Below are 20,243 nucleotides of genomic sequence, written 5' to 3' on the forward strand. Positions count from 1 at the left end.
GATACTTCAACATCAGTAATATACTGATTAAGTAATAGAGGCTCTTCATTAGTATAGAGAGCGTTGATGCTTTTAACCGTGATAATAAGTGAATACATGTGTTCTCCTTTTATTCTCTGGAACAAGAATAAAATTACATGCTTCTCACATTGAATTTGTGACCAAAATCACAAATCGTAAAATCCAAATAGCGACTTAAAATTTGATATAAAAAATGCTCTAAAATTTATATACGAAATTTTAATTTCAATAAAATCAATTAAATATAATTTTTTATCTGAAACAAGGGAAAGTCAATTTTGCGCAAAATATGCGATGACTTTCTTGTGTCCGGGGCGTCACTTCGCTTGGAAAAACACAAAGCGAAGCGACTGTTTTTCAGTCCCGAATTTTCATAAAAGTTACGCAGTAGAACCACCGATCTTGGCTTTGGTGTTAGCTGGAACACGTCCTTTGTCAGGTTTTCTGCCATAGTTGCTAATAAGTACTTGTTTGAAATCAGCATTTTTTACTGTTCTGATACGAACATTATTCATGGTGGCTCTTGAAGGGCAGGGTAGCATCCGACCTTTGCCACTTCGACTGTCCCCGTATCCATTAATGGAGTCGACACTTTGATGGCCTAGTATTGCTGCACTATAAATGCGGCCATGACTGCTACTTTTGAGATCACTACCCAGTTGATGCCGAAAGGATTTAAAAGTAATGTGTTTTTTCCGCCTTGGGAAAAGCTTTTTATTTAGCCCATCCAATCGTTTTTGTAACATGCCAACAGCATTCATTTCTGTTTGGTGAGGCTTAAGCTTATCGAGCTCCTTTTTCATCTGTTTTAAGGCAACAGAGAAAACCTTGAAGACTTCATCATCCAAATAAAGATGTCTATCCATGCCTCTTTTACCATCTTCAGTTTGCTTCGATCCTTCTATGTAGATGCCATTATCAGGGAGAAGTTGAATCGACATCATTTCAGAGGGACGACACCCTGTAATGCGTACCACGGCGATGGCTCCGGCTAGGCTTAAGTCAGGCACTCTTTTAGACATGCAGCCCTTCAGTAAGGCGTTACAGTCATCATTGGAGACTTTTTTTATAGAGGAACCAGGTTTTTTATAAAGGGCGCCGTCAGGAAATTTTGTCGCCTTGATGAACTTAGCTTCATCGATAATGCCTCGCTCAAGGTAATAAACCTCAAGTGCTCTTCTTTTTTTATTCCATGAGCCATAACCCGGTGGGTTATCGTCAAGAGCATGATCGATTAATGCTTTATGGAGTTCTTGGACATGTGGGTTGGTTGTGCCAAGTCGACTCTTAATAAAATTCTTAGCTTGAGATAGATAGGCTTCTCTCGTTTTCTCTTCCATAGTGGATACCTTGTATTAGTGAACTTGGTATCTAGATTAGCCTTAATGCAAAGATGGCTTTGTCGTTTATGTCACAGTTTCAATAGCCAGTTGCCTATAAATTAAAGTGAACTATCAATGACACTCGTCATCTTCATTTAACCTACTGATGCCTTCCATGTACAGCTGACTTCAGGGCTCACCAGTATCCGTTGCCAGCAACGTTACTGGCGGAGGATAAACCCTCTCGCCCTACATACTTCCCCGTTTTTATGAGCGTTAATGCTACAAATATTTATCGGGGAAGTATGTAATCAGGAAGTCAGCAATAGCTCATGGTAGAGGCATCTTCATTAGAACACGTAAGCAGGTACGTTAATGTGTCATCAGTGAAATCTATCGACTTTAAGTTAACGTCATGTAGATCACTGATATAAGCTATTTGCATTAGGTAGACGCCCTAACTAATGTTCGCCAGAAAACCAATGCCAGCATTTTGATGTTGCTCATCTTTTTGTATACAAACATCTTCAGGCCGAACAACGATAGGCCTAGGCTCTGAAAAGCATCTGGAGGCAGCAGTGGCCAATGCATGTAGGAGTTCATGCTTCATTTGCCTTGGCGCTAAAGATGCAAACGCATTAATTATCAAGTCATCCAATTCTTTGGCAAAGTGCTTGCCCCAAGGATGGCTATCAATCAATTCCTGATAAATAGCTTTGACAACCTCTCTGGATTGAGCGGCACTAGGAGCTTGAACTCTTATCTCAATCATTCGTGAACGAATCGGGGGAGGAATATGGTCAGGCTCATTAGCGGTTGCTACCCATATCACATTGCTGAGATTCATTGGGATGTCTAAATATTCATCTTTATAGCTTCTGGCTGTGTGAGTTTCGAGCAAACCATACAATGGGCCCAATGGATCAAATCGTGAAGCTGCAATCACCTTGTCGACTTCATCTAACATAATGATGGGGTTGGCATAACGACTTCTTCTGATGCTTTCGCTAATAAACCCAGGACTACTATCACTCCATGAGCAGTTGCCACCGTTGAGGATAAATCCTGAACTAATTGTCGAAAAGTCCAGCGAGAAAAAGTCAGTGCTAAGCACTTTCGCAAGCTCTGACATAAACCGTGTTTTACCAATCCCGGGCGGACCCGTTAGCAATACTGGGGGCAAGCAAATGATTTCAGGTGATTCCAACCTAAATAGATGCAAATGGCGCTTGCATAAGTCGATAACGTCTTTGAAGTTAGCAAACTGACCTTCTAACGCATCTAGCTTCGAAAGTAAGCTATCTTCAATTGTGGCAAACCCCTTCCAGCTGGATTCTTTATACAGTGCTTTCAGAATGTCTTTTCTGCTTGAGCGAAACTCGCTTTTGATAGCACTCAATACATCATCATGTTTGAAAATATAGACACCTGTACCCGTTGGCGGTAAGTCATCAATATCCTCGGACTCGTAGAGGTCTGGATCAGAATAATCAAATGGGTCGGTAAAAGCGGGTTTCACCAGGTTTTCGTCGATAAGGTCTCTTAGTGATTTTTTAGTCATGTGAACTCCAAAGCTGAATAAATTCTCCCTCCATCCACCCGGATAAAGGGAGGTACTGCCATTTACTTCAGTTTCGAGAGCTTCTTTGCCCATTTTTCACGGATGTCGTAGATGTCTGCAGTCCAGCCTTTAGGGCCTGGACGTTGTCCCATTTTTCCTTCATCCCACATCTTTTCCACAATTTCTGCTTCATACTGCTTACGACGAAGGAATGGTCTGAGTTTCTTAATGGCAGATAGAGCGTGTGTAATGTCGTAAACCAATGCATAGGATTGCCGGTTACTGGTGCTATCTCTTTTTAATTTGGCAATGAAACTGGACTCACCAAGGATGGTTTGTACCTCTTCAAGCACTTCACGATTGTTTTGTACTACCGAAAGCTTCAGGCGATGACAAACTCCCTCACGACCTTTGTACTTTTGTTTTGCAATGCCAATACACCCGTCGCCATCAACAAAGCCAGCGGCCCAAGCGAGAGATAAAAGCACATTTAAGTTAAAAGTATTTTCAGAGTTCATAGTGATTCCTTTTTATTATGTTACACAAAGTGTAACTGTTAAGCCAAAAAAATACCAACAGACCTTTGGGGCGTGTTGGATCAATATTGATTTGGTGAGTATGTTGTTACACTATGTGTATCTCATTGTCAACTGTTTTATATTTTATGTTGCTCTTTAAACAAAAAAGCTCAATGAGTCCTTCAGGCATTTTTCTATTATTTTCAAGGCCTTGTTTTATTTCCCAACTAACCCAAGTCCGCTTGCTTACATGTACCACTTTTGCCGCATCTTCCTGTGTTAGGCCAAGTGCATTCCGCAATTTTTTCAACTCTTCTGGTGTGACGGGCATATCAATAATCTACTAATTAATTAAAATGTAATAGACTAGCATGAACCTCAATATCGGCTGAGAAATGAGTGATACATAGTCTATTTTTAAATTTATAGCTGCCTCACTTGCTTCCATTGGATTAGTCGCTGTTTTTGGTGCTAGCCTCACTGATCGGCCTGAGTTAAAAAGAGGTCTATCAATCCTTTGATACGTTCTCAGACTGTTTTTAATTGAGGGGACTATAGGCTTATGATGCCTGATTGCTGCCATTACCCGCATGACAACTCACTCAATCGCACTTCTGGAAAAATGAAGATGGCTTGGTGCTTATCAGCCAGTATTCAAATCATAAACCTTTCTATGCTTGAGATGTAAAAACAAAGGTATCGAAGTCTTGTCACTCTCCCATCAAGGCCTAAATGTACTATTTCATGAGGTGGTATCTGAATTAACTTCAGACGGCGATGTGTAAGTGGTTGGAGAAGCCAATGTATGAATCAATATACCAAGTATGATCAGCGTACCTGCAGATACCTCCGAAGTGCTTATAGACTCTGCTGAGACAAACACTCCCCATAAGATCACTATTATTACCGAAAACAACCCAGTCATATGTGAGACTAATTTATTCTCGGTGAATAACCATAGGCAATAAAACATGCCAGTAGAGAAAGTGCCGGTGACGATTGCATAAATAATTCCATCAATATTGAACACTACATATGAAGACTTAATAACAATAGAAAAGAATAAGATAAGACCGACAATGGCTGACATCATAAACATCCGCCTAAGCCACTGATATGACAGTTTAATCTGAGACTTATCAGGAGAAAATAATGCAAATGAGACACCTGAAAATATTATTAGCAGTAATGAGGAGTGATTATAGTTAGTAATAGATGGGAGCTCAAAAAACATACCAGCACCAATACTGATAATGATTATCGAAAATATTGAAGACAAATTAGTCATTATGTTTTTTGGAGAAATATTGAAAAGAACTCTGAACACAATCGATGAGCCGTAAAGTAGGAGGGATGAGATAACTAAACCCAAATCAGGTAATGCGATTGAGAGTGTAAAGATTGAAGAAACAAATAACAGGCTGGTTGTTAACAGGCTGAAGTTATTACGGTAGGCAAATTGAGTTACTGCATTTGGAAGAACAGTCAAGACTATAAAAGCTGCTGTCGCTACTTTCATAAAACTAAATAAACACGGATCCATCTCGCCTGTTTGAAGTGCTAACTTAGTTAAAATTAAATTACTGGAATAGGTCAATATTAGAAATATAAAGGTGCTAACAGTAGTCATTGTTTTATTTTCTATTTATATATGTATATAATCATATTGTATATATAAAGTGCTGGATAGTAAACTTCTGACTGAATATGGGTATAGATATTTTATTGAATAAAAATGAGGGTAAAAGCCGTGATACTTTATTGGATGTTGAGGCGTTAGTAGATAAGTATCACTCCTCATTGGTAAACAAAGCTAGGTCAATGGTTGGGGGGGGCTATGCTGAAGAAATTGTTCAAGATACATGGTTAACATTCATTGAGTTGAAGAGAGCAGGCTGCCAGATCCATTCCCAAAAAGCATGGTTAAATAAGGCTGTTATTAATAAGTCAATAAACATCATTAAGAGGGAAAGTAAGCTCATCAGCATGAATGAAGATGACCTCATGGCCTTAGAGCAACCACACAATGTAATCATGTGTGCTCAACCTGAAGATAATTGTGAGTTATTTGATAAAATTAAACAGTTAGAAAGCAACTGGATGAGGCTGACAGAAAACCAAAAAAAAGCCTGCGAGTATAAATTTATTTATGGATACTCTAACCTTGAAATTTCTGAGCTCATGAGTATCAGCATAGTTAATAGCAGGGTTATTTTGAGCAGAGCTAAAAAGCGATTATTTCAGAAATCAATTTAAAGTTTTTGTAACATTTGTTACAGCTTCATTAGTTTGAAAAAATACACGCCCAGGCAATAAGTCATTAAAAAAATCCATTTTTTTGAGCTTGTCAAATACAGGGCCTCTTACTTCAGAGAGGTGAATTATTGTGCCTGTTAGTCTAAGTCCAGCAATCATTTCTTTGAATGTGCTAACTGCAGTTGTATCAACATAGCTAACAGAAGAAAAAATCAGAACAATAGTTTTAGCATCGTAATTCTTTTGTTCCTTTTCAATGAATTCGGCAATGTAATTGATATTGGCAAATGTTATGTTCTCATCAATTCTTATCAATAAGAGATGTTTCCAAGTCTCAACATTATGGCGATTGATATTTCTATAATGATTGGTATTTTTGATTCTACCGACGACAGCTAGGTGAGGTTTACCTGCTCGTTTAAGGTAGTTAAAAACAGTGGCGACTACGCCCAGTATAATTCCTTCTTCAATTCCTAAGGCCAGCACTCCGATAAACGTTATCGCCTGACTAAAACCATCTGCTTTATCTTGATGCCATATTTGAAAAATACTTTTTAGTTTTACTAGAGGGGTTACTGCAACGATTATTATGGCTGCAAGTGCTGCTGTAGGTATATATTCTAGTGTATGAGTAAGACTGTGAAGAACTACAGCAATGAGTGTTACGGCAATAAGCATCGCGATTTGAGTTTGTGCACCTGCAGAGTAGTTCACCATGGTTCTGCTAAAGCCTCCAGCAACCGGCATTCCTCCAGATATGGATGAGGCGAGGTTTGCAGTCCCAAGTGCTACAAGCTCTTGGTTAGGAGATATTTTCTCTCCTCTAGCGGAAGCCATAACTTTTGCGATTGCTACGCTTTCTACATAAGCTATTAGGCTAATGAAGATTGCGCTTGGTAATAGTACTAGTGCATGCTCGGTAGATATTTCTAAAAAGCTAAAACTAACCTCGGGCATTCCCTGAGGGATAGAGCCCACAATATCCACGCCTTGTGTATTTTGAAGAGAGTATAGGGTAACCAATAGTGTCCCGGAAATGACTGACAGGAGTGGGGCTGACTTTGTTAGGGCTGTACGCAGACTTTTTTTGAGGTTGAAGTAAATTAGAAGCTTACTAAGTGGTGTTCCCATGATGATGAGCAGAGAGAAGGCCAGTAGGCCTAAGCCCATTTCATGGACGTTAATGTTAGTAGGTATCTGTGTTACGCAGTTTTCAATGGTGTTGCATGGCTGTACATGCAGACCAATCATATGCGGGATCTGACTAATAAGAATTATTACCGCTGCGCCAGAAGTGAAGCCTGATAAGACTGGTTGGCTTATATAGTGTACGAGATTTCCCATATTCAAAAGTGACATCAAGCATAAAATCAACCCACCTTCCAGAGCTAAAATCATGGCATTTTGAATAGGAGTGCCATATTCCATAATTTCAGGGGATGACAGTGCACTTGCAACCATAATAGCCGCAATCGATACGGGCCCGACGGACAGTACTCTACTCGTCCCAAAAAGAACATATGCTATTGCTGGAAGCAGGCTAGTATAAATGCCCACCTGAACAGGAAGTCCGGCTAGGAGTGCATATGCCATGCCTTGCGGAATTAAGAGTATCGCAGTAATTATCCCGGCAAAAACATCACTATGGAACAATTCCCAACGATATGTTTTTAGCGAAGTTGCTAGCGGTATTTTTACTGCTAACTTTCTAAATAGTGATGCCGGCATATACATAACTTATAAGTGATTAAATTGATTTTATTTTCACTCCTGGCAGTAGGTTGCCAGGAGGTATTTATTATATATTTGAATTTAATATATGTATATATTTGATCATAATTAAGGAGTCAGAAACTTATCGGCATATTTTGCTTTGCTAGGAAGATCAACTCTTCTACCTTTGAGCATGATCCTCCAGTACAGCCACGGAAGGCCATAACGTTTTACAAGCCACCATACATATCGATTTTTCCTTGGGTTTAATAGTGGAAATGATGGTGTAACTTCACCGCCATATGAAAATTCTGCGAGTATGACCGTGGAAAGCGAAGTGGTCAGAGGGCAAGAGCCATAGCCCGTATACTTAGCACTCAGCTGGTGCTTTCCGACTAGGTTGAGAATATTGTCCACGACCACTGGCACTTGTTTTCTGACGGCTGCAGCTGTTTTGGCATTAGTGGTACCAATCACATCACCTAGACCAAATACATTCTTATATTGGGTATGTTGCAAGGTTTCTGGGTTCACATCGAGCCAGCCCGCCTCATTGCTCAATGGACACTCTTTGATAAAGTCCGGCGCACTCTGCGGTGGCGTGACATGAATCATATCGAAGTATTTTTCGACAAGTTCTGTGTTACCGGATGAGTTCTTGACCTCAAATGTGGCCTTTTTAGCTGGACCGTCTATTTCGACCAGATTGGTTGTGAAATGGGTTTTGATGCCATAGCCGGCAACTACTTTTTCAAGCGCTTTGGCAAAAAAAGGCACGCCGAACATGCCGGGGCCTGCATTAAAAAATTCAACGTTTATTTTGTCCAGGTTGCCATTTTTTCTGAAATGATCGGCAGCTAAGTACATTGCTTTCTGGGGGGCGCCAGCACATTTTATCGGCATTGGAGGCTGTGTGAATAAGGCATTACCAGAAGTGATCTTCTGAATTGTTTGCCAGGTGTAATCGACATGCTCAGGAGAGTAGTTACAACAGACATTGTTTTGACCTAACGTTTCTTTAAGGCCTTTTATTTTTTCATAATCAACCTGTAAGCCGGGACATACGATCATGTAATCATATGTATAGTTTGTATTGGACTTTACACTGACACTGTTCTTTTCAGGACTAAATGTTGTTACATAATCTTTTATCCAACGGACGGATGCCGGTAACAGGCTGGATTGATTCTTAACAGCGTCCTTAAACTTAAATACACCGCCCCCAATAAGCGTAAAAGCAGGTTGGTAATAATGTAACTCCGAAGGTTCTATAATTGCTACAGTGAGTGATGGCTGTTGTTTAGTAATATCGTTAGCTACAGCGGTTCCAGCCGCCCCTGCACCAACAATCACAACATTGAAATGGTTATCCATAATACTCTCCATTGTTTTCATATATATTTTTGTACTTTTCCCATTCTTGGTATCCACCGATCATTGACATTACATTTTTAAATCCCATGCTATTCAGGCTGTCTGCAGCCAGCGCTGAGCGATTACCTGAGCGACAAAATAAAATTATTTGTGTATCTGGATTTGTAATTTTTTCTATATCATTGATCTTGAACTCGAGGACACCTCTAGGTATTTTCAATGCTTCATCAATTTCCCCATCGGCATATTCGTTTTCTTCACGTAAATCAATAAGGCAAACATCACTTTTACTCATTAGCGTGCGAACTTCTTGGACAGTTATCTCAGTGACTCTGGGTTTTACCTTAGCTACTAGCTGGGCTGGACTAAAAGTATATGGTGCAGGAAAAGTTGCAAGGTCTGATGATTGAGTGGCTTCTTCTTCCTCTATACCACAATATATATTGGCAGGAACTGCAACATCGATGAGCCTAGGTTTCGGTAAATTAAGGTTGTCCATGATTTCGATGAAATCAGTTCGTCTTTTCCCCGCTAAGCGAGGGTTGCTAAGCTTTTCCTGACCGATAGAGCTTACTCTAAAACCTTTGTAATCATGACCGGGGTAGACTAGAGTTTCATCGGGAAGATTGAATAGGATGTTAGTAATGCTGTCATATAAAATGCCAGCATCACCACCTTGGAAATCTGTTCGCCCACAGCCATTGATTAGTAAACTGTCACCAGTAAAGACTCGATCTCTCCACAAGAATGAAACGCTGCCTTTTGTATGACCAGGCGTCGCTCTTGCAATAACTGTTTCCTCATCACCTAAGTGAAATTTGTCCCAATCAGAGATTTTAATATCTGCGCTTTGGGGGTCACATTGCTGACTAACAGCTGTTTTAGAATGGAGCTCCCGTCGGAGCAGTCCACTTGCTGTAATGTGATCTGCATGAACATGCGTTTCAAGAGAGTATTTCAATACTAGACCGAACTCTTTCAACAACGCTTTGTATGTTTCTATTTCTGTATCTACAGGATCAATTAAGAGGGCTTCTGATGAAGTGGCATCTGCTATTAAATAAGTGAGCGTACTGCTTTCCGCATCAAAAAGTTGTTTAAATAACATTTCAGATTCCTAATGAGATTTATTCAAATTATTAGTTTGTTATCAGAGCTTTCATTTCTTGAAAGTCCCATTCTCTAGGTCCGACTGCTTCATAGATGAGCTGACCTTCGGGATTAACTAAATATGTCATTGGCAAAGCTTTGACATTCCAGCCTTTAAGGCTAGTATCGGGGTCACTTACAACTGGAAATGTAATGCCAAAGTGTGTAATGAACTCTGCAGCCTCTGTTGTATATGGGCCTGCATGAATGCCTATAATTTCGAAACGTTCTCTATCTGTTTGCTCATATAGCCGTTGCATATCAGGAAACTCTTTTATGCATGGAGAACACCAATGTGCCCAGAAATTCACCAATACATACTTCCCTTTAAAATCATCAAGGCCTAATGATTCTCCCTGAGGAGTTTGAAGTTGAAATTGTTCTGCAGGTGTTTGTGGTGTAATTGGAAGCATTAACTCCTTTGCAGTGACAGGCACAGAAAAGAGGAAAAGCAAAATTGTTGTGAATAAGTAGTTTCTACGCATTGAAATAGTCTCCGATTAGTTGTTTGAGTGATCACCAATAGGTGTGGCAAAAGAATCGGATATAATTTCAGTCACATTATCTCCATTTAAAGCTTTCAAAAACTCTACGAGATCATCCATTTCATTCTTAGTTAGATTCAATGGATTAATCAGTGGTGACTGAGTTTCATTTTCAATTCCGCCGTTATTGTAAAATTCAACCACACTCTCTAAATTAGGCATTGAACCATCATGCATATAGGGTGCTGTTAAGGCGACATTTCTCAATGAAGGAGTACGATATTTCCAACGATCTGCCGGATCTTGCGTGACTTCATAGTGACCCAGATCACCTTCTTTTTTGCTACCAACTGACTTAATAATGTCATTTTTAACATCCAAATAACGACCAGGCGCCACTTGAACGCGTTGTGTTTCGGGATCTTTTTTCATCGCTCTTTCCCAACCGATGCCTGTGTTATGCAGACTGTTATCGGTAAAGAGAGCATGTTTTTCGGTGACGCTATGACACGCGATGCATTGTGCTTTGCCGGCAAACAGATCAAACCCTCGAATCGCCGATGGCGGCATCGCATCCTTTTCCTTACCGTAATACCAGCGATCGAAAGGTGAATTAGCTGAGTTTAATGTTCTCTCATACGATGCAATCGCTTTAGGAATGGTTTCAAAACTGGCTTGTTGCCCATCAAATGCCGCTTCAAATAATCCGACATAATCTTCTAGATTGCGTAGTTTTTCGATCACCACTCCAAATGAGGGGTTGGCCATTTCATTTCGCGCCAGCATGGGCTGCCAGGCTTGATGTTCAAGCGATGTTTCACGACCATCATGAAATAACTTTTTGAAATAAGCCGTGTTATAGATAGTGGGTGCATTTCGCTTTACTGAGCGGCCTTCAAAACCTACCGCAGTCAATATTTCATGATTGGTAAAGCCTTGCTCCGGAACATGACAAATTGCACAGGAAATCGTGTTATTAAGTGACAAGCGTCGGTCAAAGAATAACTTTTTACCCAGTTTGATTTTGGCTTCGGTCAACGGGTTATCTGCCGGTACCGGCACTTCAGGTAAACCCAGAGGTGGGTTTTCTACAAATTTGAGTAGGTCGGTTTCTTTACCTTGACGGTTTTGAATGCTCAGCGAATTAGTAATGTAGTTTTTACTTTCATAACCCGCTTTGGAGTCCCCAGCACCAATACGAATATTTTGCAGGTGCTGGTTTTCAGCGTTACTTTCATCGACACCGTATTCCATCATCAAGGTTTTAAGATCATTAATGATGATGTCTGGGTGGAGAAATGACACGCTGTAAATATTGCGTATTTTCAGATCCGGATCGATTAAAAATACTCGTAAGATGTGTGAGAAATTACCGTCATCGTCACTGGCGTCATCTGACTTGGGAATCACTGATTGACCATAGTCATCCAAAATCGGGAACAACTCTTCTTCAGAGTGTGTGGTGAGGTATTTCCAGTCTACGGTGTCAGTTTCTGGCTCATGATGCATTTGGTGATCACCATGCTGCATATCATGACCTTCATGACCCGAAGAATGGTCCATATCCATATGTTGATCATGTAATCCACTCTCAAGCTTTTTTAAGTGCTCAGGAGTATCATACGTCGGGTCAAAACTCATGCTCAGCATTTGTAAGTTTTGAGCGACAGTAGGGTCTTGCTTGGCAAGCTCCTTAATTCGGCTGAAAACGACATGGGTCAATGGGCAGCCATTTAAATCGTCACAGCGGGTATACATAAAGTTCAGTAGCGTGTATCTGCCTCTGAACATTTCGTGGTAAGACACGGTTTCGTTATTGGTATCAATGACTTTTGCATTTTTGGCATAGCCCAGTACAGGTAGCTTATAGCTACCTGCACTGGGTGCCTCAAAGTCTAACTCACCATAACCGGGTGCAGGCAATATGGTCTGTGGGCCTGCAGCCCCATCGAATGATAAAACATTGGTGGATAATAATAAGAAGCTGAAAGATATTATTAACGACGTCTTGTTTAGATGTTTCATGGTGAATTATCCTTACCTACACTGTTACTTATTGTTAACTGCTAGATTTTCGGCGGCGTTATTCTCAGTTTTTGCTTGTTTACCATAGAGAGAATAGGCTCCGAAACGCATTTGGTGAGCTCTGCCAAGCTTTTCTTTAGTGAAATCAAGCGTGAATTGCTCTTCCATATTTTCACCATCCCAGTGATACAGTCTCAAAAACTGTTCATTGTCCTCACCTTTTTTATCCCAGTTAGCAAGTAATGAAGTTGTATAGTACAGACGCTTATTGTCCCAACTTGATGAGACCATATTGACCTGTCTACCGATGTACTCTTCGTGTACAAGTTTAGGGTTGTATGGATCTGTGATGTCATAACCACGAGTTTTACCGTCTGTCATGGTATTAACCCAGATCATTGTGTCATCACTACTAATAGAGAAGTCGACTGGTAATGGCATATCAGCAGGATCACCTACAGTTCCAACCATAGATGCTTTCCAGCCACCTTTACCATCTTCTTCGATCAACCAGATTTCTGATGTAAGAGCCGTAGTTGTAAAGCAGTAATTGTGCTCTGGATCCCATGCACATCTGATTTCAAGTGGAGCGCCTGGTACATCAAGAACTTGCTTAGGTTGGCGTGTGTGTAAGTCCCAAACCACCATAGTGTTACCGAAGCGTTTCATGGCTTCTTCATCCTGAAGCATCTGACCAAAGTCCATCATATAGTTAGACCAACCGGTAAATGATGAAGTTAACATCATGTTTCGACGAGGTAAGACTTGGATGTCATAGCCATAACCATCTGCATACTGGCCTGTTTTTTCAGCACCTTGCAGGTTGTCATCGGTAGGAATCCAATAGGTATCGACGTATTCGCCTTCATTGGTGTATTCAACCAATGCGGTACGACCACCATGGTCTTGATTATTCGATAAAGCGGTCCAAATCATACGACCAGGTAAAGCATAAGGGGTATGAGGACCAACTACGCCGCCAGTTGTACTTACGAAATCATCAATAACCTTTGTTAGCTTAGGCTTTGCAGGATCTGAATGAACATCAAAAATGAAGATCTTGCTGGTATCCAAACCACCAGCCCACAGGTATTTACGATCATCAGTGAATCCCGAATGGTGGGCTTCATTTCTACCACCAACTGAGGTGACATGACGCACTTTGCCGTAATCTTTAGCTTCTGGATTTACCGAAACAGTAACCAGTTTATCTTGACCATCACCTAAGCCTTCAACACCCAGAGTCCAGACGTAGACAAAGTCTTCTTGGCCAGAAATTTTGGCCATATAAGGCGACATACAGGTTTCATCAGCCTGAACTGTCGCGGGCATACTCATCAACATACCCGCACCAAAAGCGATTGGCGCGAGTAACGTTAAAGTGGGTTTCAATTTATCCTTAAAATTTTTAAACAATTTCATTTTTCTCTCCTACATTTCAATTTTCATATTTGCGGTTTTGTATAGCTACATAACCAGTTTTATTCAAATTGTTAGCTTTCTGTTATTCATCTACGCTCAGTAAACGAAGCTAACGCTTTTGAACCTTTCCGGTTTTGATCTTTGTACGATGAATAACCTCCCTTATATTTGAACAGTTAATATAGTTATAGGTAAAAAGTATAAAAAAAGCAACACTGATGTAAACCATACCTTCTACAAGGTAGGTTGTCTATATATAACTAAACCAGATTTAAATATTATTGTTTTTCTCTTTAATTCGTTTAGTTACTGATTTTAAAGCTTTTAAGTATTGCTTTGAGATGCTTGTTGATTAGTTTAAGTAATAAGTATATAAGTATTAATACTAAGAATGTCTTGTGCTATTACAACTTGTTCTACCTTGAGTCTAATGTGGATGCACAAAATAGGCTTAGGTTAAAAGGAAGTCAGTATGAAATTACAACAAATAAAATACCTTGTTGGGATTGTTACTAATGATCTGAACGTTTCTAAAACGGCTGATAAATTTTTTACATCTCAGCCGGGTGTAAGTAGACAGATAAAGCTGCTTGAAGAGGAATTAAACGTAGATATTTTTGAGCGAAACGGAAGGCTTCTGACTGGCTTGACGCCTGTTGGTAACGCGATATTAGAGATGGCTTCTGAAGTGCTGGATCGTGTGAATAATATTAAATCAGTAGCTAAGGAGTTTTCTGAGGAGATAAGTGGCAAGCTCACAATAGCAACTACGCATACGCAAGCTAGGTATGTCTTACCAAGAACAATTATTCATTTCACCAATATGCATGAGTCAGTTGGGTTCCAATTAAAACAGGGCAACCCACATCAAGCATTTGAAATGGTATCAAAAGGTATGGTTGATTTCGCCATTGCTTCGGAAGCTATGGATGACTTTTCTAACTTAATTACATTTCCTTGTTACTCATGGAATAGGTTGGTGCTTGTAAAGCGTGACCATCCCTTAGCCTCTGGTGCACCTATATCTATAGAGCAACTCTCGAAATATCCTCTAGTGACATATGAAAATGGTTTTACTGGTAGGTACCAACTGAATAATGCCTTTCAAAAAGCAGGGTTGGAGCCCAATATCATGTTGACTGCATCCGATGCAGACATCATCAAAGCCTACGTGAAAATGGATTTAGGTGTAGGTGTTATTGCTAGTGTTGCTTATGACCCAGATGATGATTGCGACTTAGTATCTATTAATGTCAGAGAGTTGTTCGATGACTGTGTTGCAAAAATTGCAATCAGAAAAGGGGTATCTCTAAGAAGTTATATGTATGACTTTATCGAGCTATTTTCACCACATTTGTCCCGAGACATTGTTGAAAGAACACTGGCGAAACCTAGTAGTGAAGAAGTGTTTTCGATTATGGATAAACTAGACATCCCACACTATTGAATATGATTTCTGTTAGAAACCGCGCATGTTGATATTGACTTACACATCCCTAGGAAATTTAGTTCGAGTCGCAGATTTTTTGTATGCAGATAAGATCTAAGATGCTGGTCCTTATATAATTATTTAGTATTACTATATTTTAATTGTGAATATATACTAAATTCTGTGATGCATATTCGGTGCATTGCTAATAATAATTTATAGAATGGAGAGGACAACATGGCACAAACAGACGTAAAAGCCGCTGTAATGAAAACAATTTCTGCAATACAAGCCAATCCAAAAGCATCAAAAGTATTTTTTAAGGCTGACACTGAGTGGGTTGAGGATGTTCGTTGTTTAGGTAAAGTCAGAGACTTTACACCTTTAATTATTGATGAGCCTCCTGAACTTGGTGGTCAAAATGCAGGGCCCCACCCTGTGGAGTTATTGTTAGTTGCCCTCGGAACATGTCAAGAAATTATGTATTCAGCTTATGCATCAGTGATGGGAATTAAATTAGACAGCGTACAAGTATCTTTAAAGGGCGACATAGATTTAAAGGGGCTGTTTGGACTGGATGAAAATGTACCCGCAGGATATACACACATCAAATTTGAGGCCAATTTAGTTAGTGATGCCGATGACGAGGCCCTGAAATCATTAATTGAAACGGTTGAAAGCCATTGCCCTGTAATGGACTCCTTATTGAGAGAAATATCTATCAGTGGTACTGCAAAAGTAAACGGTAAAGAGCTGTACCGGTCTGAAGTGGGTATTGCTGTGTAAGCAAGTTCAGTTGGAACTGTATAGCTGGAATATTGACGATTGTTCCAGCTATACAGCTCCGAATTACAATCTGTAGGGAATGAACAATGTCCATTGAGATTAAGTTAGATAGTGTGGGAGGAAAAGAGGATGCTTCTTACGAAATTATAGAGATCTATGTAAAAGAAGGTGATTACATTCGTGTAAACGATGTTCTGATGGTTGTCGAGGGAGATAAGGCTACGATTGAGATAACGTCAGAATATGAAGGAGTTATCAAGCAACTATCAATCGCATTGGGACAAATTATTTCAGAAGGGGAAAGTTACATTCACATAGAGCCAGTTAGTAATGTGGTAAGTGACGAGCCCCGTATGCTAGATGAAAAAACATCTAAATATGATCTGGCAGTAATTGGTGCTGGACCAGGAGGTTACACGGCCGCATTCCGAGCCGCGGATTTGGGGATGAAGGTCGCGCTCATAGAACGGTACTCATCACTGGGCGGGGTATGTTTGAATGTTGGCTGTATTCCATCAAAGTCATTGTTACATATTGCAAAAATTATTAATGAAGCAGAAGAGGTTCATCAGTTTGGAGTGGAATTTAGCAAACCCCAATTGAACATTGAAAAAATTAGGAAATGGAAGGACCGTACCTTATCTGAGTTGACTGATGGGGTGACGGAGTTAGCCCGTTTAAGAAAAGTTGATGTGTTTCATGGTACTGCAGAGTTTTTGAATTCAAAGCAATTGTTGATAACTGAGCACGGCTCTCCTCATCAAGAGAGCACTCTAGATTTTGAGCATGCAATTATTGCCGCGGGATCACGAGCCAATAAAATTAGCCATTTACCTGATGACCCCAGAATAATTGACTCTGCTAATGCTTTATCCCTTGAACATATCCCAGATCGTTTACTGATTATTGGTGCAGGCATTATCGGTTTAGAAATGGCTGCTGTATATGATGCATTGGGAAGCAAAGTCACTGTTGCTGCCAAGTACGATCAGTTAATACCTGAGTGTGATGGCGATATAGTTAAACCCTTATACGACCGCATAGCGGAAAGATACAATGTTTATTTAGAGACAATGGTTTCCAAGGTTGTCGCTGATGATGCCGAGTTAACAGTCCATTTCGAAGGTAATAGTGAAGTGCCAACAGTTCAGGCTTTTGATTCGATATTAGTTTCCATTGGAAGACACCCTAATGGACATGTTTTAAGTGCTGATTTAGCTGGTGTATATGTAGATGAGGCTGGATATATACCCGTTGATAGCTATCAAAGAACAAATGTTAACAACATTTTCGCAATAGGAGATATTGCGGGCAAACCCATGTTGGCGCACAAAGCCATACATGAAGGCAAAGTTGCCGCTGAGGTAATCGCTGGACTCCATAGTCGTTTTGATGCAACGGTTGTGCCTTCCGTAGCATACACAGATCCCGAAGTTTCTTGGATAGGGCTTACAGAGAAGCAAGCAAGGAGTAGAGGGGTTAAGTACGGTATTGGTGTATTCCCATGGTCTGCTAGTGGGCGAGCTTTAAGTTTAGGGCGCGGAGAAGGTAAGACAAAAATATTGTTTGATCTTGTGACAGATCAAATTCTTGGTGCTGGGATTGTTGGCGCACATGCAGGTGACTTAATCGCGGAGATAGGCTTAGCCATTGAAAACAATATTAAAGCTCATGCAATTAGCTCGACTATTCATCCTCATCCAACACTATCAGAAACGGTAGCATTTGCTACAGAAGTCTTTGAATCTACGATCACAGATCTTTATCTTGGTACAAGTTTAGCGCTCAATAGGTGAGAACCGTTCCATTGATATTATGAGAAATTTAATCACTTTTTTTATACTCAACCTTCTGTGTCAAAGTCTAACTGTAAACGCTGATGAGTTAACCGTTACATTACTGGGGACAGGTACTCCCATTCCAAGCATTGAAAGGTTTGGGTCTTCAACGCTGATTGAGCATAAGGGGAAATACTTTCTGTTTGATGTCGGCAGAGGAGCAACGATCAGGCTTTCTCAGATAGGAATGTACCCATCCGATATAGACAATATTTTCCTGACACACCTTCATTCAGATCACATAACAGGTTTTGATGATTTTTGGATAACCGGAGGAATTTGGCAACGAGCCAACACGCTCAATGTCTATGGGCCTGATGGAACCAAGTCATTTGTGGAGCATACTCAAGGGGCATTCAGTCTTGATGCTTTTTATAGAGAAAAGCAGTCATCTTTAAACCTAAAGGGGCTTGAGGTTAATGTTACCGAAATAAAAGAAGGCCTGATTTACGATGAAGATGGTTTGAAAGTTTCAGCATTCAGGGTGGACCATGGTGCAGTAGAGCATGCATATGGCTACAGGATCGACTCAGACAGACATTCCGTATTGATTTCAGGAGATACAACATACTCAGAGAATTTAATAGCTAATTCTCAAGAGCTTGATTTATTGATTCATGAAGTTTCGGTAATCGAACCAAAGCTTCTCCAGTCCAACCCTAAATTGAAAAGTATTTCGAAATACCATACTTCACTCCAACAGTTACATAAATTAGTGGAAAAAGTTAAACCTCAAAAAACCGTATTAAATCACCTGCTTCTGATTGGATCAGACGAAACGGAATTATCCCACCTGTTAGAAACCAAATTCCAAGATAAAAATATTGATGTTGGCCATGATCTCATGACTATTCATTTGCGTTAGATCTAATAACTGGAATGAAACTTCAAGTTTTATACGTAATAAAGCTTAAGAAACTGATCATTTCTCAAGCCCATAAAATCTTGTCATAAGAGAGTGAATTTCTAGAAGTAAATGTTCTTTCATTTCTTTGGAATACCCCTATAACCTTAGGTTGAGGCTATAAGAGCTTCCAAAAAAATATTCTTATAGAGAGAAGGTGAAAGAATGAAATTTAGAAACAAAATAACTAAAATTGCGTTTGCGTTAATGACCTTGTCAGCTGCTACAAGTCAAGCTGCAACTATCGGTGATGACTTCAACTTGAAGACATCTCCTGCTTCTGCTGCCATGGGGGGCGTTGGCTACATTAGCCCACAAGATGCAGTAGCATCCGTTTATGGAAACCCAGCATCTTTAACTCAACTTGAAGGTAATACTGATTTCACATTCGGGGCGACATACCTAAATGTTAGAAATAAGGGAGGGAGCAATGGTACGGGTTTAGGACCAGCCTGGAGTGGTGACATAGAAATGGAAGATTATATTCTCCCTAGTATTGCGTTTAGGCAACGGGTAAATGAGAAAATGATTTTAGGGGGCGGGGTTCAGGTTATTTCAGGCCTAGGATCAGACTACAGAACGACAAATGTGCTTCAGCCAACAGTTACCTATCTTAACTTCGGAGCGAATGTCGCTGCCGGCTATCAACTTACCCCTAAAACTAGTATTGGAGCAACAGTTACGGCTTCTTATGCATTACTTGAGCTGGGACTTGTTTCGAATACAGCTATGGAAGAGGCGTTAGGCTTTCGAGCGGGGCTAGGAGTTATTCATGATTTCGGTTTAGTAAAAGCTGGACTCAATTATAACAGTGAACTAGCAATGAAGTTCGATAATGTGGTCAGAACGTCTCCAGGTGTTATGTCCGATGTGGATATGGAGCAGCCTCAAGAACTCATACTAGGGGTCTCATCTACGCCAGAGCTTTGGTCTGACCTTTTGTTAGAAGCTAACCTGATCTACAAAAATTGGGACAATGCAGATTTGCACAAAGATATATGGAAAGATACATACACATTGCAGTTAGGTGGACAGTATTCCGTAAATAGCAAATTCAAGCTAAGAGCTGGTTATAGTTATACGACTGATCTGCTGAAAGAGAATGGGTTGGGAAATTCTATTGGAGGAGTTTCATCCCTTGAAGCAGGTGGTGGGACTGTTCCGATTGATGCAACAGTAATTCAGTTTGTGCAAGCACTAGCAGACCCTTTCTGGAATCATAGTGCCACACTGGGACTAGGTTATGAGCTTACTGATTCGATGGGGCTTGATGTTCATGCGGGATATTCTTGGGGAAGAGATCAAACGATCGGTGCTAATAATATCGAAGTCGGTGTAATTAGTCTGGGTGCCGGACTGACTTGGAACTTCTAATTATGTCTTTGGGCTAAGCCTAACAATCAAAAAAGGCACTGTGTTTAGTCACAGTGCCTTATTGTA

17 protein-coding genes are annotated in these 20,243 nt (G+C 40.2%); 6 read left to right on the plus strand and 11 right to left on the minus strand.

Annotated elements, in window-relative coordinates; genetic code table 11:
* Nucleotides 1-401: 401 nt before the first annotated feature.
* The 5 genes from MDMS009_RS04750 to MDMS009_RS04770 all read right to left on the minus strand — a co-directional run bounded on the left by MDMS009_RS04750 (nucleotide 402) and on the right by MDMS009_RS04770 (nucleotide 5,052).
* Nucleotides 402-1,361 carry a site-specific integrase gene (locus MDMS009_RS04750; protein WP_008290579.1) on the minus strand — a complete coding sequence of 320 codons (960 nt, stop codon included), beginning with the start codon at nucleotides 1,359-1,361 and terminating at the stop codon, nucleotides 402-404.
* A gap of 439 nt (nucleotides 1,362-1,800) precedes the next feature.
* Entirely contained in the window at nucleotides 1,801-2,997 is a 1,197-nt protein-coding gene (locus MDMS009_RS04755) for an AAA family ATPase (protein WP_154646973.1), read from the minus strand.
* The gene (locus tag MDMS009_RS04760; protein ID WP_154646974.1) at nucleotides 2,967-3,422 is read right to left on the minus strand and encodes an LAGLIDADG family homing endonuclease; all 456 of its coding nucleotides are present in this window, start codon (nucleotides 3,420-3,422) and stop codon (nucleotides 2,967-2,969) included. Before MDMS009_RS04760 ends, MDMS009_RS04755 begins: the two co-directional genes overlap by 31 nt.
* Nucleotides 3,423-3,528: 106 nt before the next feature.
* Complete coding sequence (locus tag MDMS009_RS04765; protein ID WP_043887927.1) at nucleotides 3,529-3,753, minus strand: helix-turn-helix domain-containing protein; 225 nt, start codon at nucleotides 3,751-3,753, stop codon at nucleotides 3,529-3,531.
* Nucleotides 3,754-4,164: 411 nt separating this feature from the next.
* Nucleotides 4,165-5,052 carry a hypothetical protein gene (locus MDMS009_RS04770; RefSeq protein WP_043887928.1) on the minus strand — a complete coding sequence of 296 codons (888 nt, stop codon included), beginning with the start codon at nucleotides 5,050-5,052 and terminating at the stop codon, nucleotides 4,165-4,167.
* A 77-nt stretch (nucleotides 5,053-5,129) separates the two neighbouring features.
* Between MDMS009_RS04770 and MDMS009_RS04775 the strand changes: the two genes are divergently transcribed.
* Nucleotides 5,130-5,678 carry an RNA polymerase sigma factor gene (locus MDMS009_RS04775; protein ID WP_043887929.1) on the plus strand — a complete coding sequence of 183 codons (549 nt, stop codon included), beginning with the start codon at nucleotides 5,130-5,132 and terminating at the stop codon, nucleotides 5,676-5,678.
* Here the strand turns inward: MDMS009_RS04775 and MDMS009_RS04780 are convergent.
* The 6 genes from MDMS009_RS04780 to mtoX form a co-directional block, all read right to left on the minus strand.
* Nucleotides 5,670-7,406: a SulP family inorganic anion transporter gene (locus MDMS009_RS04780; protein WP_154646975.1), complete on the minus strand. Its 1,737-nt coding sequence runs from the start codon at nucleotides 7,404-7,406 to the stop codon at nucleotides 5,670-5,672. The two genes, MDMS009_RS04775 and MDMS009_RS04780, sit on opposite strands and share 9 nt — an antisense overlap.
* 111 nt (nucleotides 7,407-7,517) lie before the next feature.
* On the minus strand, nucleotides 7,518-8,765 hold the full coding sequence (locus tag MDMS009_RS04785; protein ID WP_008290627.1) for an NAD(P)/FAD-dependent oxidoreductase: 1,248 nt from the start codon (nucleotides 8,763-8,765) through the stop codon (nucleotides 7,518-7,520).
* A complete protein-coding gene (locus tag MDMS009_RS04790; RefSeq protein WP_008290533.1) occupies nucleotides 8,758-9,873 on the minus strand; it encodes an MBL fold hydrolase in 1,116 nt (371 codons plus the stop codon). The genes MDMS009_RS04785 and MDMS009_RS04790 overlap by 8 nt, the downstream gene beginning before the upstream one ends.
* A 31-nt stretch (nucleotides 9,874-9,904) precedes the next feature.
* Nucleotides 9,905-10,399: a TlpA disulfide reductase family protein gene (locus tag MDMS009_RS04795; RefSeq protein WP_081443598.1), complete on the minus strand. Its 495-nt coding sequence runs from the start codon at nucleotides 10,397-10,399 to the stop codon at nucleotides 9,905-9,907.
* A gap of 15 nt (nucleotides 10,400-10,414) precedes the next feature.
* Nucleotides 10,415-12,424, minus strand: a complete 2,010-nt coding sequence (locus MDMS009_RS04800; protein ID WP_008290644.1) for a cytochrome c peroxidase — start codon at nucleotides 12,422-12,424, stop codon at nucleotides 10,415-10,417.
* Between the two features lie 24 nt (nucleotides 12,425-12,448).
* A complete protein-coding gene (mtoX, locus tag MDMS009_RS04805; protein ID WP_008290534.1) occupies nucleotides 12,449-13,846 on the minus strand; it encodes a methanethiol oxidase in 1,398 nt (465 codons plus the stop codon).
* Between the two features lie 472 nt (nucleotides 13,847-14,318).
* Here mtoX and cysB point away from each other — a divergent pair, with 472 nt between their 5' ends.
* The 5 genes from cysB (at nucleotide 14,319) to MDMS009_RS04830 (ending at nucleotide 20,177) form a co-directional block, all read left to right on the plus strand.
* Complete coding sequence (gene cysB, locus MDMS009_RS04810; RefSeq protein ID WP_008290638.1) at nucleotides 14,319-15,293, plus strand: HTH-type transcriptional regulator CysB; 975 nt, start codon at nucleotides 14,319-14,321, stop codon at nucleotides 15,291-15,293.
* 219 nt (nucleotides 15,294-15,512) lie between these two features.
* A complete protein-coding gene (locus MDMS009_RS04815; RefSeq protein ID WP_008290577.1) occupies nucleotides 15,513-16,061 on the plus strand; it encodes an OsmC family protein in 549 nt (182 codons plus the stop codon).
* Between the two features lie 86 nt (nucleotides 16,062-16,147).
* Nucleotides 16,148-17,857: a dihydrolipoyl dehydrogenase gene (gene lpdA / locus MDMS009_RS04820; RefSeq protein ID WP_008290564.1), complete on the plus strand. Its 1,710-nt coding sequence runs from the start codon at nucleotides 16,148-16,150 to the stop codon at nucleotides 17,855-17,857.
* A gap of 19 nt (nucleotides 17,858-17,876) precedes the next feature.
* The gene (locus MDMS009_RS04825) at nucleotides 17,877-18,764 is read left to right on the plus strand and encodes an MBL fold metallo-hydrolase (protein ID WP_008290608.1); all 888 of its coding nucleotides are present in this window, start codon (nucleotides 17,877-17,879) and stop codon (nucleotides 18,762-18,764) included.
* A gap of 204 nt (nucleotides 18,765-18,968) precedes the next feature.
* Nucleotides 18,969-20,177 (plus strand): OmpP1/FadL family transporter, encoded by a 1,209-nt coding sequence (locus tag MDMS009_RS04830; protein ID WP_008290642.1) that lies wholly within the window; start codon nucleotides 18,969-18,971, stop codon nucleotides 20,175-20,177.
* The last annotated feature ends 66 nt before the right edge of the window (nucleotides 20,178-20,243 follow it).

Source organism: Methylophaga thiooxydans DMS010 (genome assembly GCF_000156355.1).
GTDB classification, from domain to species: Bacteria; Pseudomonadota; Gammaproteobacteria; order Nitrosococcales; family Methylophagaceae; genus Methylophaga; species Methylophaga thiooxydans.